General features: G+C 70.7%; 13 protein-coding genes, 1 tRNA gene and 1 pseudogene. 3 read left to right on the plus strand and 12 right to left on the minus strand.

Annotation, left to right across the window (positions count from 1 at the left end):
- Window positions 1-78 precede the first annotated feature (78 nt).
- From ACF062_RS09840 to ACF062_RS09865, 6 genes are read right to left on the minus strand one after another with little or no spacing between them, the layout of a single operon-like run.
- Complete coding sequence (locus tag ACF062_RS09840) at window positions 79-1,050, minus strand: fumarylacetoacetate hydrolase family protein (protein ID WP_392137237.1); 972 nt, start codon at window positions 1,048-1,050, stop codon at window positions 79-81.
- A 22-nt stretch (window positions 1,051-1,072) separates the two neighbouring features.
- Window positions 1,073-2,005: a VOC family protein gene (locus ACF062_RS09845; protein ID WP_392137238.1), complete on the minus strand. Its 933-nt coding sequence runs from the start codon at window positions 2,003-2,005 to the stop codon at window positions 1,073-1,075.
- A 5-nt stretch (window positions 2,006-2,010) separates the two neighbouring features.
- Window positions 2,011-3,009 carry an amidohydrolase family protein gene (locus tag ACF062_RS09850; protein WP_392137239.1) on the minus strand — a complete coding sequence of 333 codons (999 nt, stop codon included), beginning with the start codon at window positions 3,007-3,009 and terminating at the stop codon, window positions 2,011-2,013.
- Complete coding sequence (locus ACF062_RS09855; RefSeq protein ID WP_392137240.1) at window positions 3,006-4,136, minus strand: FAD-dependent oxidoreductase; 1,131 nt, start codon at window positions 4,134-4,136, stop codon at window positions 3,006-3,008. Before ACF062_RS09855 ends, ACF062_RS09850 begins: the two co-directional genes overlap by 4 nt.
- A gap of 24 nt (window positions 4,137-4,160) precedes the next feature.
- Window positions 4,161-5,123, minus strand: coding sequence for a cyclase family protein (locus tag ACF062_RS09860; protein ID WP_392137241.1), 963 nt, complete (start codon window positions 5,121-5,123; stop codon window positions 4,161-4,163).
- Window positions 5,120-6,115 carry a fumarylacetoacetate hydrolase family protein gene (locus ACF062_RS09865; RefSeq protein ID WP_392137242.1) on the minus strand — a complete coding sequence of 332 codons (996 nt, stop codon included), beginning with the start codon at window positions 6,113-6,115 and terminating at the stop codon, window positions 5,120-5,122. Before ACF062_RS09865 ends, ACF062_RS09860 begins: the two co-directional genes overlap by 4 nt.
- 133 nt (window positions 6,116-6,248) lie before the next feature.
- Between ACF062_RS09865 and ACF062_RS09870 the strand changes: the two genes are divergently transcribed.
- Entirely contained in the window at window positions 6,249-7,187 is a 939-nt protein-coding gene (locus ACF062_RS09870; protein WP_392137243.1) for a LysR family transcriptional regulator, read from the plus strand.
- A gap of 215 nt (window positions 7,188-7,402) precedes the next feature.
- On the opposite strand, the gene ACF062_RS09875 is transcribed toward ACF062_RS09870, so the two are convergent.
- From ACF062_RS09875 to ACF062_RS09890, 4 genes are all read right to left on the minus strand, one after another.
- Window positions 7,403-8,125, minus strand: coding sequence for an SGNH/GDSL hydrolase family protein (locus ACF062_RS09875; RefSeq protein ID WP_392137244.1), 723 nt, complete (start codon window positions 8,123-8,125; stop codon window positions 7,403-7,405).
- Between the two features lie 220 nt (window positions 8,126-8,345).
- Window positions 8,346-9,464, minus strand: a complete 1,119-nt coding sequence (locus tag ACF062_RS09880) for a ferritin-like domain-containing protein (protein ID WP_392137245.1) — start codon at window positions 9,462-9,464, stop codon at window positions 8,346-8,348.
- Between the two features lie 37 nt (window positions 9,465-9,501).
- Complete coding sequence (locus tag ACF062_RS09885) at window positions 9,502-10,440, minus strand: diacylglycerol/lipid kinase family protein (RefSeq protein WP_392137246.1); 939 nt, start codon at window positions 10,438-10,440, stop codon at window positions 9,502-9,504.
- 88 nt (window positions 10,441-10,528) lie between these two features.
- Window positions 10,529-10,618, minus strand: a tRNA-Gly gene (locus ACF062_RS09890).
- Between the two features lie 195 nt (window positions 10,619-10,813).
- On the opposite strand from ACF062_RS09890, the pseudogene ACF062_RS09895 reads away from it, so the two are divergent.
- Together ACF062_RS09895 and ACF062_RS09900 are read left to right on the plus strand one after the other, a co-directional pair.
- Window positions 10,814-10,912 (plus strand): annotated as a pseudogene (locus ACF062_RS09895) (3-oxoadipate enol-lactone hydrolase); the annotation flags it as partial.
- 506 nt (window positions 10,913-11,418) lie between these two features.
- Window positions 11,419-11,889: an endonuclease domain-containing protein gene (locus ACF062_RS09900; RefSeq protein ID WP_392137247.1), complete on the plus strand. Its 471-nt coding sequence runs from the start codon at window positions 11,419-11,421 to the stop codon at window positions 11,887-11,889.
- An 810-nt stretch (window positions 11,890-12,699) separates the two neighbouring features.
- Here the strand turns inward: ACF062_RS09900 and ACF062_RS09905 are convergent.
- Window positions 12,700-14,313 (minus strand): MFS transporter, encoded by a 1,614-nt coding sequence (locus ACF062_RS09905; protein ID WP_392137248.1) that lies wholly within the window; start codon window positions 14,311-14,313, stop codon window positions 12,700-12,702.
- A gap of 134 nt (window positions 14,314-14,447) precedes the next feature.
- The gene (locus tag ACF062_RS09910) at window positions 14,448-15,455 is read right to left on the minus strand and encodes an NAD(P)/FAD-dependent oxidoreductase (RefSeq protein WP_392137249.1); all 1,008 of its coding nucleotides are present in this window, start codon (window positions 15,453-15,455) and stop codon (window positions 14,448-14,450) included.
- Between the last annotated feature and the right edge of the window lie 34 nt (window positions 15,456-15,489).

The following is a 15,489-nucleotide window of genomic DNA, read 5'->3' on the forward strand; positions in this document are numbered from 1 at the left end:
TGGTCCGCTCGCGCGGGCCGTCGTCAGGGGGCACAGGGCGACGACACGGAACTGTCGGTGGTCTGCCCCGCAGGCCGCTCACGGCCGCTCACGGCCACGCCGTCGGCCGGTCGGCAGGGGCACGGGCTCCGCCCCGGGGACGACGGTGTTCGTGAGCGTGCCGATGCCCTCCGCCGTGAGGGTGACGGTGTCGCCGGGCTTCAGTGGCGCAGGGGTCTGCTCGCCGCGCCGGCCCCACAGCTCGGCGAGACAGCCTCCGTTGCCGCAGGTGCCCGAGCCGAGGACGTCACCCGGGACGACGCGGGTGCCGCGCGAGGCGTAGGCGGCCATCTCCTCGAAGGTCCAGCTCATGTTGGACAGCAGGTCCTCGCCGGCCTTCTCGCCGTTGACCTCGGCGGTCAGGGCAAGGCGTAGGAACCCCTCGGCGTCCCGGTACGGCTCCAGCTCGTCGGCGGTGACCAGGTACGGGCCGAGGGTGGTGGCGGTGTCCTTGCCCTTGCAGGGGCCGAGGCCGACCTTCATCTCCGCGCCCTGAAGGTCCCGCGCCGACCAGTCGTTGAAGACCGTGTAGCCGACGATGTGGTCGCGGGCCTGCTCGGGCGTGAGGTCCCGGCCCTCTCGCCCGATCACCGCGCCCACCTCCAGCTCGAAGTCCAGCACGGCCGACCCCGGCGGCACGGGCACGTCCTCGCGGTGGCCGTAGATCGCGTGCGGGTTGGTGAAGTAGAAGGTCGGGGCCGCGTACCACTGCTCGGGGACACCGCCGGTGCCCTCCACGGCGCGGCGCACCCCTTCGACGTGCTCCTCGAAGGTCACGAAGTCCCGTACCGAGGCGGGCTGGAGCGGGGCCAGCAGCCGTACCCGGGAGACGTGCGGGCCGGGGGTCACGTCGAGGGCCGCCGCGCCCGCGGCGAGCAGCCCGGGGAGCCCGCCGGTCTCCTGGACCAGCGCGGTGAGCGAGGTGACGCCGGGCAACGGGAAGAGGGTGCCGTCCTCCTCCACGACTGCCACCCGGCGGCGGTGGTGTTCTTCGTAAGCGGCGAAACGCATGGTGCGGCTCCGGGGACGCGGATCAGACCGGCGGGGCGACGAAGACGCCGCGGTCGGGGTCGTTGAAGGACTCCTTGGCGACGAGTTCGTTCATGGGGTTGGCGGTGCCCCACTGGTCGGTGACTTCGGGCCGGGAGAAGTCGTAGACGTGGGGGTGCCAGGTGTCCTCGTCCAGGTTCTCCAGCTCGGTGGTGTACTCGACGGTGTTGCCGTGCGGGTCGAGGAAGTACGTGAAGGTGTTGTCGCCCGCCATGTGCCGGCCGGGGCCCCAGATCTTCTTGAAGCCCGCACGGGTCACCCGGCCCGAGCCGCGCATGTACTCGTCGATGCCGCGCATCTCGAACGAGACGTGGTGCAGCGCGGTGTGCGGGCCCTGGGCGATGGCCATCGAGTGGTGCTGGCTGCTGATCCGCATGAAGTGCATGACCTCGCCCATGTGCGGCGAGCTGAGCGTGTCGGACAGGGCGAAGCCGAGGTGGCGCTCGTACCACTCGCGGGTGCGGTTCAGGTCGGGGCTGTTGAGGACGACGTGGGAGAGCTTGACCGGGATGGACTCCTTCTCCTCGATCTTGCGATGGCGGCGGACCTCGACGTCGGCGGAGACCTCGATGGTGCGGCCGTCGACGTCGAAGAAGCGGAAGCCGTAGCCGCCGCCCGGGGTGTCGACCTTGCCGGGCCGGGAGATCAACTGCACGCCGCCGGCGAGGAGTCGCTCGGCGAGGGTGTCGACGTCCGCGGCGGACGCGGCGCCGTAGGAGACGAGGTCGAGGCGCTTCTCCTCGGCCTTGCGCAGCCGCACGACGTACTGCTCCGGGGAGCCCTCGGCGGCCAGGAAGGAGATGCCGGAGTCCTCGGCGACCTCGGTCAGGCCCCAGACGCCGGCGTAGAAGTCGAGCTGCTTGTCGTAGTCGGGCACGGCGAGGTCGACGTGCCGCAGGTGGGTGAGCAGGCGCATGGTGATCAGTCCTTCCGGAGGAGGGCGGCGGCGTTGCCGCCCCGGACGGCGTGGAAGTCGGCGTCGGACAGGCGCGCGGCGCGCAGGGCGCCGACCGGGTCCTCGGTGCCCATGTCGAACGGGAAGTCGGAGCCGAGCAGCACCCGGTCCGCGCCGGCCACCCGGATCAGCTCCCGCAGTACGTGCGGGTCGTGCACCAGGGAGTCGAAGTACAGCCGCTTGAGGTAGCTGCTGGGCGGGTGCGCGCACCCGGCTCCCGCGTCGGGGCGCGCCGACCAGGCGTGGTCGGCGCGGCCGATGTGGGTGGGCAGGTAGCCGCCGCCGTGCGCGGCGATCACCCGCAGGCCCGGGTGCCGGTCCAGGACACCGGAGAAGATCAGGTGGGAGAGGGCGACGGCGTTCTCGGTGGGCTGGCCGACGGTGTTGGAGAGGTACCACTGGTCGAGCCGCTCGTCGAGCGTGCAGCCGAAGGGGTGCAGGAAGAGGATCGCGCCGGTCTCCGCGGCCCGGGACCAGAAGGGCTCGTAGGCCGGGTCGGACAGCTCCCGGCCGGGGGCATGGCTGGAGAGCTCCACTCCGGCCAGGCCCCGCTCCAAGGCGTGGTCCAGGGCGCGGACCGTCTGCTCGGGGTGCTGGAGCGGGACCAGGCCGAGCCCGCGCAGCCGGTCGGGGGCGGCCGAACAGTGCGCCACCGTCGCTTCGTCGGCCAGCCGGTACAGCTTCTCGGCCGTCTCCTCGTCCGCCCAGTAGTGGTAGTGCGAGGGCGACGGGCTGACCAGTTGCACGTCCACGCCCTGCGCGTCCATCGCGGCCAGCCGCACACCGGCCTCCGTCAGCCCGGGCAGACGCTCGCGGACCATGGGGCCGCTGACGGCGAGGGCGGCGGGGCCGTTGCGCCGGGCGTCCAGCTCCCGGGCCTTGGCGTGACCGGGCAGACCGGCCACCAGGGCGTCGACCTCGGGCAGCAGGACGTGGGCGTGCACGTCCACGGTGGGCGGGGTCACGGCAGCTCCCTGAGCATCGTCATCGTGCGGGTCATCAGGCGGGGCACGTCGGCGTCCCTGACCCCGTCGAGCTGCCACTGCCCGATCTGTACGGAAGCCTCCACGACCGGACGGACCCGGGCGATCCGCCGCTCGTAGTACGCCTGGAACAGGGCGTCGTCCCATGCGCCGGACCCGGTCAGCAGCTGCGCGAGGACCCAGGCGTCTTCGAGGGACAGCGCGGCGCCCTGCGCGAGGGTGGGCGGGCAGCAGTGGGCGGCGTCGCCGACGAGGACGACCCGGCCGCGGTGCCAGGAGCCCTCCACCAGCATCCGGTCGAACCAGGTGTAGTTGACCTTCGCCGGGTCGGTGATGTGCTCGGTGATCTCGGGCCAGCGGCCGCCGTAGGCCGAGGCCAGTCGGCGCATCTCGTCCGCGTACGACTCGCGGGGTATGGAGGCGCGGTCGCGGTTGGCCTCGACGACGAAGGCGTACAGGGTGGTGGCGCTGGTGGGGCAGTAGCCGGCGATGTAGGCCGGGCCGCCATAGGCGACTTCGGCGCGGGTGACACCGGCCGGGCGGGGGGCCGCGACGCGCCAGATGGCCATGCCGGTGGGCTCCGGCTTGGCGGTGATGCCGATGGCGGCGCGGGTCGCCGAACCGAGGCCGTCGGCGCCGATCACCAGGTCGTAGCGGCCCTCGGAGCCGTCGGAGAGCCGGACGCAGACGCCGTCGGCGTCCTGGCCCAGGATCTCCGCGGTGGTGCCGAGCCGGACCGACGCGCCGCTCGCGCGCACCGCCTCGCTGAGGATGCGCTGGAGCCGGGGCCGCTGCATGCCGACGGTGGCGGGCAGGTCGTCGCCGCCGGTGCGCAGGTCGTCCTGTGCGTGCAGGACCGTGCCGTCGGGAGCGACGATGCCGACCGAGCCGAAGCCGGAACCGGACGCCTCCACCTGCTCCAGGACACCGAGTTCGCGCAGCACGCGCAGGGCGTTGCCCTGGAGGGTGATGCCGGATCCGGCGGTGGCGTTCCAGTCGTCCTTGGCCTCGATCAGGTCCACCGCGTGCCCGGCGCGGCGCAGCAGGATCGTCACGGCGTTGCCGGCCGCGCCGCCGCCGACGACGAGGACCGTACGGGATGGGGTCATGGGGGAACTCCTTTGTTCCGCTGTCTACTTGACGGCGATCGGGTTGACGGGGGAGCCGACCGCCCCGGTGATGGGCAGCGGCGCCGCGGTGAGCCAGAAGTCGTACCGGCCGTCGGCCGCGCAGTCCTCGGCGAGGGCTTCGAGGTCCCACATCTCACCGATCAGGAGGCCGAGGTGAGGGATGGCGACTTGGTGCAACGGCTGGAAGGCGTGCTCGAACTCGTTGGGCCGCACCTCGAAGCCCCAGGTGTCGGTGGCGATCGCGGCGATCTCACTGCCGTGCAGCCAGCCCGCCGTGGTGAACGACAGGCCGGGGGCGGGCCCGCCGGCGTAGTCGCCCCAGCCGTCGCGGCGCACCCGGGCGAGCTGGCCCGTACGCACCAGCACGAGGTCACCGCGGCCGACCGTCACGCCCTGGGCCTCGGCGGTCGCGGTCAGATGCTCCTCGGTGATCGCGAAGCCGTCCGGCAGCTCACCGCCCTCGCCGGCGCACCGGCCGACGTCCAGGAGCACGCCGCGTCCGGCGACGTGCGAGGCCATGTGCTCGATGCCGGTGACCTGGTCGCCGTCGGAGGTGACGACCTTCTCGGCGGCACGGCCGTTCCACGCCTTGCCGTGGTCGAAGATGTGGCCGAGCCCGTCCCACTGGGTGGAGCACTGCAACGGCATGGCGATGACGTCGTCGGCGCCGCCGATGCCGTGCGGCAGACCCTGGTTGCCGAGCGCGGCGTCGGTGCCGGTGTCCAGCATGGTGTGCACCGGATTGGTGCGCTTGCGCCAGCCCTTCTGCGGGCCGTCGATGTCGAAGCGCTGGGAGAGGGAGAAGCTGACACCCCGTCGTATCAGGGCGGCGCCCGCACGGCGCTTGGCCTCGTCGAGGAAGTTGAGCGTGCCGAGCACGTCGTCCTCTCCCCAGCGGCCCCAGTTGGAGTACGACTTCGCGGCCCGTGCGACCGAGCCCGCGGGGTCCGTGCGGTCCGGCGTCACCGGGCGGCCTTGGCCACACACCGGGTGCGCTGGGCGCCGAGCCCGGTGATGGAGGCGTCCATGACGTCGCCGTCGCGCAGCAGCCGGCCCCAGTGCATGCCGTTGCCGGCGGGGGAGCCGGTGAGCACCAGGTCGCCGGGGAGCAGCCGGGCGGTCCGAGAGGCGTAGGACACCATCCGCGCCACGTCGAAGACCATGTCCTTGGTCGACTCGTCCTGCATGGTCTCGCCGTTGAGCTTCAGCGTGAGGCGCAGGTCGCCCGGGTCCGCGATCGACGTGGCGGGCACGATCCAGGGGCCGAGCGGGGTGAAGCCGGGCGCGTTCTTGCTGCGCAGCCAGTCGGTGCCGATCTGCGGCATGTCCCGGCGGAAGACGGTGGCGCGGTCGGTCAGGTCGTTGGCGATCGTGTAGCCGGCGACGTGGTCCAGGGCCTCTTCGACGGACACCCGGTGGGCCGGGCGGCCGATCACCGCGGCCAGTTCCAGCTCCCAGTCGGGCTTCTCCGCCCAGGCCGGCAGCACCACGTCGTCGTACGGGCCGGTGATCGCGCTCGGCAGGCCGATGAACACGTACGGCAGGTCCTCGGCCGCCCGCCGGTCCATGATCTCCGCGGCCTCCGCACGCCGCTCCGCCTCCGGCCGGTCATCGCCCGGGGCCCGGTGCGCGACGTGCAGATCGATGACGTGCTGCCGGTAGTTGGCCCCCGACTGGAACACCTGGCGCGGCTCCACCGGAGCGTGCACCCGGAACTCCGCCAGCGCCCCGCGTACGGGGCCGGCGGCGCCGTCCAGCGCGGTCAGCCGCGGCAGCACCGCGTCCCAGTCGTCCAGGACCCCACGTACCGTCAGGTCGGGGTCGCCCAAGGCGGACCGCAGGTCGATCACCTGAGCGTCGGGAGTGACGAGAGCGGGGAAGGCGGGGCCCTCGGGAGCGGAGAGGGTGGCCAGGGCGAAGGGTCCGGCGAAGAGGGCGGACGCGGCTTCGGGTTTCACGGAAGTGTCCTCCTGGTTGCGAGGCCACTAATCTGGACCCGCCACCAGTGATCAGGGAAATAGATTCTGTGGATGGCAGCCATCCACACAGCGAATTTCAGCAGGTCACCGCCGGACAGCCAGGGAAGCCGCAGTGAATCTCAGTCGCCTGGACCTCAACCTCGTCGTCGCCCTGCGCGCCCTGCTGGAAGAGCGCAACGTCACGCGCGCCGGGCAGCGCGTCGGCCTCAGCCAGCCGGCGATGAGCGCGGCACTCTCCCGCCTGCGCAGGCACTTCGACGACGACCTGCTGGCCCGGGTCGGCGGCCACTACGAACTGACCGCCCTCGGACAGGTCCTCCTCGACCGCGCGTCCACCGCCTACGACGTGCTTGAACGCCTGTTCGCCAGTCAGGCGGACTTCGACCCGGCCAAGGAGAGCCGTGAGTTCAAGCTCGTGGCGTCCGACTACGCGGTCGCCGTCTTCGGCGCCGAATTCGCCCGGGTCGTGCACCAGGAGGCCCCCGGCATCCGACTGCGTTTCGCCCAGACACCGACCACCGTGGTGGACGCCACGGACACGCTGCTGAGCACCACCGACGGCCTGCTCATGCCGCACGGAGTCATCAGCGACTTCCCCGCCACCGACCTCTACCAGGACCGGTGGGTCTTCCTCGTCGCCGACGACCACCCGAGCGTCGAGGACCGGCTGACCCGGGAGGACCTGGCCCGGCTGCCCTGGGTCACCTACCAGCGCACCTACGACGCCCCGGCCGTCCGCCAGCTCGGCATGCTGGGCATCGAGCCCCGCGTCGAGGTCTCCGTCGACAGCTTCCAGATCATGCCGCTGCTGGTCGGCGGAACCCGGCGCATCGCCCTGATCCAGGCCCGCCTCGCCCGGCTCCTCGCCCCGCTCGCCGCCGTACGCGTGGTGGAGCCGCCCTACGAGGCGGTACCTCTGAGGGAGGCGTTGTGGTGGCACCCGGTGCACACCCACGACGCGGCCCACATCTGGCTGCGGGAGACCGCCGCCCGGGTCGGCAGGCGGATGGCCGACGCGGCCGGGCAGAAGAGCGAGCCCCGCCGCGCCTGAACGGCGGACGTCACCCACGGGGCGGATGCCATCCATCGGCAACGTGAATGACGGCAGGGGTGGGCAGGGCGACCGGCAGGACGCATGCTCGGACGGGGCCAGGCGCAGACATGACGACCTGCCTGGCCCCCGGCCAGGAACGGCAGCTCGTCAAGCCGCCGCCCGCACCCGAGCCTCGTCGCGGATCGACACAGGCGGGTGGGTGAGGCGTGCGCTCAGGTGTTGCCCAGCCGGACCGCCAGGGCCCGGATGATCTCGGTGCCGAGGACGGCCTGTCCCCGGGCGTTGAGGTGGATGCCGTCGGTGCTCCACACCGACTCCTCACGGCCCGTCGGGTGGGTCTGCATGTCGACGTAGACCCCGTCCAACCGCTCCGAGACCGCCCGCATGCGCTGGGACAACACGGCGAGGCGCTCACGGGCCACCCCGCGGTAGCGCGGGTCGAAGTGCGGGTTGCCGATGACGTCGAAGAAGCCGGAGGTGACCAGCGTGCCCGCCGCCTCGCGCAGCGGTGTGAAGAGCGCTTCCAGCTCGCGTTCGGCGTCGTCCGGGTCAAAGACCTTGCGCAGGCCGTCGTTGCCCCCGCACAACGCGATCACGAGGTCGGGCTTGAAGTCCAGCGCGGCCTTCAGCTGGCTCTCGCGCACTTGCGCGGTCACCAGGTCCCGCTGCCCCAGGTTGAGGTGCACCAGATCCGGCCGGACCTCCCGGAGGGCGTCGATCACCAGCGTCGACCAGGGCTCGGAGCGATATCCCGGGCGCGGCTCGCTGATGCCCTGGGCGACGCTGTCCCCGACGATCACCAGCCGGGACCAGGGAGCCCCACGCAACAGCTCCGCGCCCTGTGCCGGAGACACCACATGAGGGTCGTTGCTCTCCGTCAGGTCGGCCGTTTCCATGTTCATGTCCTCCCGTACGTCAGTGTCCAGTCGATCCACGGTGGCACCACGCCACCGCGCGTCGCTGGCGGGAATGCGACATCACCGTGCAGGTGCCCCGGCCAGGACCGTGCTGCCCCGAGGCCCCGCGCTCCCGACCGGTCTCAGCCCTTCCGGGCACGGAAGCGGATGTTGTGGCCGCGGCGATCGCGGTCCACGACCGCTCCCTCGAAGCCGGCGGCGGTCAGCCGCTCCCGCAGCGACCGCGGGCCGACGACATTCATGGTGTCGCCGAGGTGCAGGAGCCGGAACGGCAGCGACGACTGGCTGTCACTGCCGGCGAACACACCTCCCGGTCGCAGCGCTCGGCGTCCAGCGCCTCGGCCTGTGCCTCGTCGGCCTCCATCAGCTTCAGAAGGTCGCGGTCCGCCATCTCGAGGACGCCCATGTCGGCATAGGCCTGCTGCACCTTGGGACCCCACAGCCCGATGTCCTTGACGCAGGGCACGATCCGGGTGAAGAGCCGAGACCGGAAGGCCCGCATGCGCGGGCCCCGGTTCATGTACTCCATGCATTCCTTCATGTCGAAGCCGAGCGTCTCCCACACCTCCTGCATGCGCAGCCGGTCGCGCATCAGGTAGCAGCCCTCGACGATGAAGTCCTCGCGGTCCGCCAGCTCCTTGCTGGTCAGCTCCTTGTAGTAGTCCCGCAGCGCGAGCCGCCCGAAAGCCACGTGCCGGGCCTCGTCCTGCATGATGTACGACAGGATCTGCTTGGGCAGCGGCTTGTCCGTCTTGTCGCGCAGGATGCCGAAGGCGGCGAGTGCCAGACCCTCGATGAGGACCTGCATCCCGAGGTACGGCATGTCCCAGCGCGAGTCGTTGAGGGCCTCGCCCAGCAGCGACTTGAGATGCGGGCTGATCGGGTAGCTCATGCCGATCTTGTCGTGCACGAAACGCGTGAACAGCTCCGCGTGCCGAGCCTCGTCCATGACCTGGGTCGCCGCGTAGAACTTGGCGTCGATGTCCGGCACCGATTCCACGATCCGGGCGGAGCAGATCATCGCGCCCTGCTCGCCGTGCAGGAACTGGCTGAACTCCCAGGCGGCCATGTGCCGGCGCAGTTCCTGCTTCGCTCGCTTGTCCAGGCGGGAGTACTGCCGGGAGCCGTAGAGCGCGAGCGTGTTCTCCGGGGTCCCGAGGACGTCAAAGGGGTCCACCTCCAGGGACCAGTCGATCCGCTTGGTGCTGTCCCACTGCTTGTCCTTGCCCTTCTGATAAAGACTCAGCAGGCGTTCTCGGTCCGTGTCGTAGGTCCAGGTGAACGTGTTGCGCCCCCGCATGGGAAAGGACCAGGCGGTGCTGGTGTCGGTGTTCGGGGCGTCGGAGGGTGCGCTCATGAGCAGTCCCCTTAGATGGTGGAGGGTGGCCTCTCGGTCAGGAAGGCTGGGGCGGGGACAGGACCGGCAGCACGGCCGGAAGGACATCCAGCACGTAGCGCGTGCGCCCCCGCCGGACCTCACCGTCGCTCTCGAAGGCGAGCTGAGCGCCGTCGGTGCGCTCGATCTCGACACGCCTGCCGCGCCGGTAGAGAACCTCGTCCCGTTCGAGGTGGCGTCCGTCCCGGGTCAGCCCGTGTAGGTCCCGCGGATCGAGGGCCCCGGTGACCACGCAGACGTCCAGCAGCCCGTCATCCAGCACGGAGCGGGGCAGCAGCAGGAACCCGCCGCCCCGGTAGCGGCCTCCGCCGACGTTGGCCAGGACCACGTCCCCGTCGTGGATCACCTCGCCGTCCACGACGATCCGGGCCGGGTGGGGAGCGAAGGTGCGCAGCGTCGCCGCCACCGCCTCCCGGTAGCGAGCGCGGCCGGTGAGCCGGGTGAGTCCTGCGGCGGTCTCGAGCGCTTCGGCGACCAGGCCCGAGCAGGCACCCAGCAGCACGGTCTCCCACGTCTCCTCGATGCGGGCCAGGTCCAGCCGGCGAACCGGCGGCCGCTCGGGACCGAGGGCGAGGACGAGTGACTCCTGCCAGGGGCGGTCCTGCCAGATCTCCTTGTAGAAGGAGTTGCCCGTGCCGGCCGGAACGCAGTGCAGAGCCGGGCCGACGTGCCATGGCTCGGCCTCCCAGACCGTCATCAAGCCCTGGGCGACCTCGCCGGCGGTGCCGTCGCCGCCGACCGCGAGCACGGCGTCCGCCCCGTCCTGCGCGGCCTTCGCGGCGAGCACGCGGGCGTGCCCCGGGTACGCGGTGCGTACCACACTCACGTCGGCGACCAGCCGACGACACGCGTTCGCGACCTCGTCGACCGGGAGCGCGGCGGACGTGCCGGCCTGGTCGTTCGCGACGATGACCGCGGTGGCTGCCCAGTGGCTCATGCTTCAGGTCCTTGTCCGAGTCAGGGCCCTGCGGGCACTCCGTACGCGGGGAGCCGACCCGGCGTACGGCGGGCGTCGGGCTGTTGGGCGGAGAGAGCGGGATTCGAACCTGCGCGGGGCGTGAACCCCTGACCGGAGCGGGCTCCGATCCCCATTGGGCCGCTATGGGTACCTCTCCTCGCCGACTGCGGTGGCCGACGTGAAGACGATGACACCCGCGGCTTGCAGCCACCTGAAACGGACATCTCAGCCGGGCCCCGAGCCTCTGACACGTCACACCGCCGCCGCCCCGCTCCGGCCTCCCGCCTGGCGCGTGACCGGGAGGTTCACCCCGGCGATGTGACATCTCCTGACGGATGAGAGGGCCTGGCGGGTGAGTGAGACGCCGAAGAACACCCTGCAATACCGCTTTGACGGGCCAGAAGAGGCCCCGGTCCTGGGTGCCTCCCTCGGTACCACCTGGCACAGGTGGGCGGAGCCGTCTTTTGGCGTCCACGTGGTCCGAAACGATGCCGTTTGTGTAGGCGGGTTCCCCGTGGTCCGGGAGTCGGCTACGGGGTTGGTGACACGCCGGTGACAGCTGAGGTGCTTCTGGTGGCTTAGGCGGGCCGGGTTTCGGCGTAGTCGGGCACCTGATACGACGGTCCTCGTCGGCCTGCTCCGACGAAGTCGTCCTGCCCGGGCCGACCCTCGCTGCGGCAGGCCCAGGGGAAGCAGCGGCTGATCACGCCGTTCTCCGGCTCGTACGCAGCAGTTCGGGCGCCCCAGTTGCTGTCGGCGGGCGGCTGATGCGGCGATTTGATCGACCAGGTCCTGGGCAGGCGGTTCCCGGGCGCGATGCGGATTCCGGCAGCCGACCCGCCGCGCGGCACGCCCCGGTGAGCCTTCCCAGTCGAAGGTGGGTGGGTTGTCGACGATGCCGTCGTGCCCTCAGAGAGGGACGACTGATGCTTTCGGCTTGGAGAGACACGCGACACCTTGCGCGACTGCGAGGGATGCGGCGTCACCTTCACATACTGGAGAGAAGGCCGACGCGCGGGGCACTGCCAGAGCTGTAGTCGGCTAGCCCGGCAAGGCCGCCGATACAATCTGACGGCAGGCGATCTGAGGTCCATCCTGGACCTTCAGGGCGGAGTATGCGCGTTGTGTGGGCAAGGGCCCGACCGCGATGGAGGCTCTCCGCATTGGAACATCGACCACGATCACGCATGCTGTAAGCCATCGCACGCCGCCTGGCCGATATGCGGAGCGTGCGTCCGCGGTCTGCTGTGTCGCGAGTGCAATGCCCGAGGTCTTGCCTGGTACGAATCGCTCCCCGGAGACCGTAGGGACTGGGGGCGCGCGAACGACTACCTGGCCAACCCGCCGGCGCGTCGTCTTCGCCTTGCTGGAACGTTGAAGTTCTGCTTCAGGTTCCTCGCGGATGCCGGTGCGGCTCGATACTGGTAAGCCTTCCAGCTCTAGACGGATCCTGCCAACTCGTGCGGTGTCCGTGTTGTTGGCTACTATGCACGTGGTTGACGAGACCCTTGAAAGGCAAGGTGCATCGGTGCAGATGGCCGATCGTTACGGCGTGGCGGCAGAGTCCCTATAGGAGCGCCTGGCCGGCGCTCTCCTATGGCGACGCCCGTTGGGCGGCGACGTCGTGACTCAGAGTCGGCGACGGGTTGACTCCTGTCCTGGTTCCGTGGCGGCGCTCTGACGATGCCTGGGAGGGCCTTCCTTGTCCGCAACCACTTCTACCTGTGACCACCGCGTGTACCACGTGGTCGTTGTCGCCTTGATCTCCATGATTGTTGGGCTTACCACCGGGGTCGGCTTTGCCGCTCTCGGACAGCCCCCGCTCACCGCTGTTGCTTCCGGCGGGGCTGTAATGCCGTTCGTCTTCTCTGCTGGCATGAGCGCAGTCGCGTACGTGAAGCGGCAGGCACAGTAGGCGACTTCGTGGGGTGGCTCCTTCAGGCCGCCCCACGCCTGTTATTCGGCGAGCCCCAAGTCCTTCTTGTAGTCAGCGATGGCGAGGGCGGTCGCGGACTGCACCATCACGCACACCGTATGGTCCCCAACTGGTCCCCACGACAGTGGGGACGACGAACGACGTTGTCTGCTTAAGGGGTGTCCCGTATTTGGTCTTCGGGCTGGTGAGGGTGCGGCCGGCCGGGGTGCGGCAGTCGGGTACACCCCGTGATCGAGGTGTACCCGACTGCGGGCTGCCGTGCGGGCGGCGTCGTGCTCCGCCCGCACGGGGTTTGTGCGAGGTCAGCGAGCGGCGGCGTTGTCCGTGACCCCGGCCTCGGGGGCTGCCTCGGCGTCGGGTTGGCGAGGGGCGGTGTTCTTCGGGCCGCGCAGGGCGACGTAGACGAGCAGGACGGCCATGACGGCGGCGCCGACCCACATGGACTGCTGCCAGCCATCGACGAAGGATTGCCGCGCGGCGTGGATCAGATCCTGGGCGTGGCGTCCTGTGGTGGGCGCGACCTCGATGGCGTTGGCGATGCCCTCGCGTGCGGTGTCCGCGGCCCCGTCGGGGATGCCGTCGAGCTTGCCGTCGATGGCGCTGCGGTAGCCGCTGGCCAGGAGCGCGCCGAGCGTCGCGATGCCGAGGGCGGTGCCGAACTCGCGGGTGACGTCATTGAGCGCGGAGGCGACGCCCTGCTTGGTTCGGGGCAGGGAGCCGGTGATGGCCTCGGTGGAGGGCGTCATCGACAGCCCCATGCCGATGCCCATGACGATCATGCCGGTCAGGATGGACAGGTAGCCGCCGTCCACGGACACGAACATCGCCATCAGCGCCAGGCCGAGCGCGGACAGGGCGACGCCCACCGTCATGGTGGGGCGGGCGCCGATCCTGGCGGCCACCTTCGGGGCCAGGCCCGAGCCCATCATCATCATGACGGCCATCGGCATCAGCGCCACGGTCGACAGCAGCCCCGACATGCCGAGCACAGCCTGGAAGAACGGGAAGAGGACCACGGCGATACCGGCCTGGACACCGAAGACGACCAGCAGGGTGATCGAGCCGCTGGCCAGTCCGCGTTCACGGAACAGCCGTACGTCCAACAGCGAGGCATCGCGGCGGCGCAGCTCCCAGGCCACGAAGGCAACGGCGGCGGCGACGCCGACGGCCAGGCTGACCAACGTGATGGGGGCGGCCCAGCCGCGCTCGGGGCCTTCCTGCAGGACGAAGATGAGACCAGTCACGGCGATGATGGAGAGGAGCGCGCCGATGGTGTCGAAGGAATGGGCGGAGCGTTCGCGGGAGTTGGGCACCGACTTCAGTGTCATCGCCAGCGCCACGGCCCCCAGGACTACGGGCAGGACGAACAGCCAGCGCCAGTCGGCGACGTCGACCAGCAAGGCGGACAAGAACATACCGACGATGCCGCCGCCTCCGGCGACACCGGTCCACACACCGATCGCCTTGCCGCGTTCCTCCTCGGGGAAGGTGGAGGTGATCACGGCCAGGGTGATCGGCATGATCATCGCGGCGCTGACGCCGGCGGCCACCCGGGCCGCGATCATTACCTCGGCCGTCGGGGCGAGTCCCGCGAGGACGCTGGCGGCGCCGAAGAGGACCAACCCCGCGATCAGCATGGGCTTGCGGCCCAGGCGATCACCGATGGCGCCGAGCGGCAGCAGCAGCGCGGCCAGGGCGAGGGTGTAGCTGTTGATCATCCACAGGACGGCGGTCTGCGAGGCGCCGAACTCGACGGCCAGGTGGGTCTGGGCCACGCTCAGCCCCGACACCGAGGCGATCACGGCCATCAGCGCAATCGAGACGGTGATCAGGATCGCGCGCAGCTGACGCGCATCCGGCACACCCCCTGCGTCGGCCGCCATATCCGGCGAGTGGGGAGGCTGATGGGTACTCATGGTTTCCTTCCAAGAAGGCATGCTCAATCAGCGCCGGGGCAGGGCCGGGCGCCACATCGATCAGATGGGGGACTTGCTCACCGCGCGGACCGCCGCATGGCGGTCGCGCGGTTGTTCGGCAGCGGACGTACGGGTCAGCCGGTGGCCCTCTGCGCGGCGGCGAGGGCGGCGTCGGTGTCCGCCGTGGCCAGCATCGCGTTGATGTGGGAGCCGGCCAGGGCTCCGGCCGCCGCGGAGGCGCCGACCTGGGCGGCGAGGTCGGTGGCGTTGCCCGCCACCCACACACCCGGGATCTCGGTGGTGCCGGCCATGGCGGAGGCGAAGCGGCGGCCCATGTTGTCAGGCAGGTCCTCCATGGGCAGCTTCAGGCCCTCCAGGCCTTCGGTACGGGCCTGCATCTGCGTGGCCACGGCCAGAATCCGCCGCTCCACGAAGGTGTCGTCGGTCAGGCGGACGCCTGCGAGCGCACCGTCGTCGTCGTTGACGACTTCCTTGACGTCGGTCTCGATGATGCGGATGTTGCGTGCGGCGAAGCGGGCGCGGATGTCCGCGTCCAGTTCGGTGCCGCGGGTGAAGTAGATGAGGTCGTCCGTCAGCTGGCGGAACAGCCAGGCGTGGTGAACGGACAGAGGGCCGGTGGCGACGATGCCGATGGGCTCGTCGCGCACCTCCCAGCCGTGGCAGTAGGGGCAGTGCGCCACGCTCTGGCCCCAGTGCTCGCGCAGGCCGGGTACCTCGGGCAGCACGTCGCGCAGGCCGGTGGCCACCAGCACCCGGCGCGCCGTCAGCGTGCGGCCGTCGGCCAGAGTGAGGGTGAACCGCAGATCACCGTCCCCCGAGGGGGCGGAAGGTTCGGCCGTGGCCACTTCCCCGAAGACGATCCGGCCGCCGTACTGGCGTACCTGGTCACGACCGCGCCTGAGGATCTCGGGCGGCGGGGTACCGTCGAGGACGATGAAGCCGTGCATGGCTGCCGCGGGGGCGTTGCGCGGGGTACCGCTGTCGATCACGACGACCGAACGGCGCGAGCGGGCCAGCATCAGCGCGCCGTTCAGGCCCGCGGCACCGCCGCCGATCACCACCACATCCACGGTTTCGGTGGGCAGTGCGTCGCTCTCGTATCGGGAAGTCTGCGCAGACATGTCGCGCCCTTTCGTCGTACCTGGCCCCTCGGTG

The organism is Streptomyces sp. NPDC015345 (assembly GCF_043078805.1).
Taxonomy (GTDB): Bacteria; Actinomycetota; Actinomycetes; order Streptomycetales; family Streptomycetaceae; genus Streptomyces.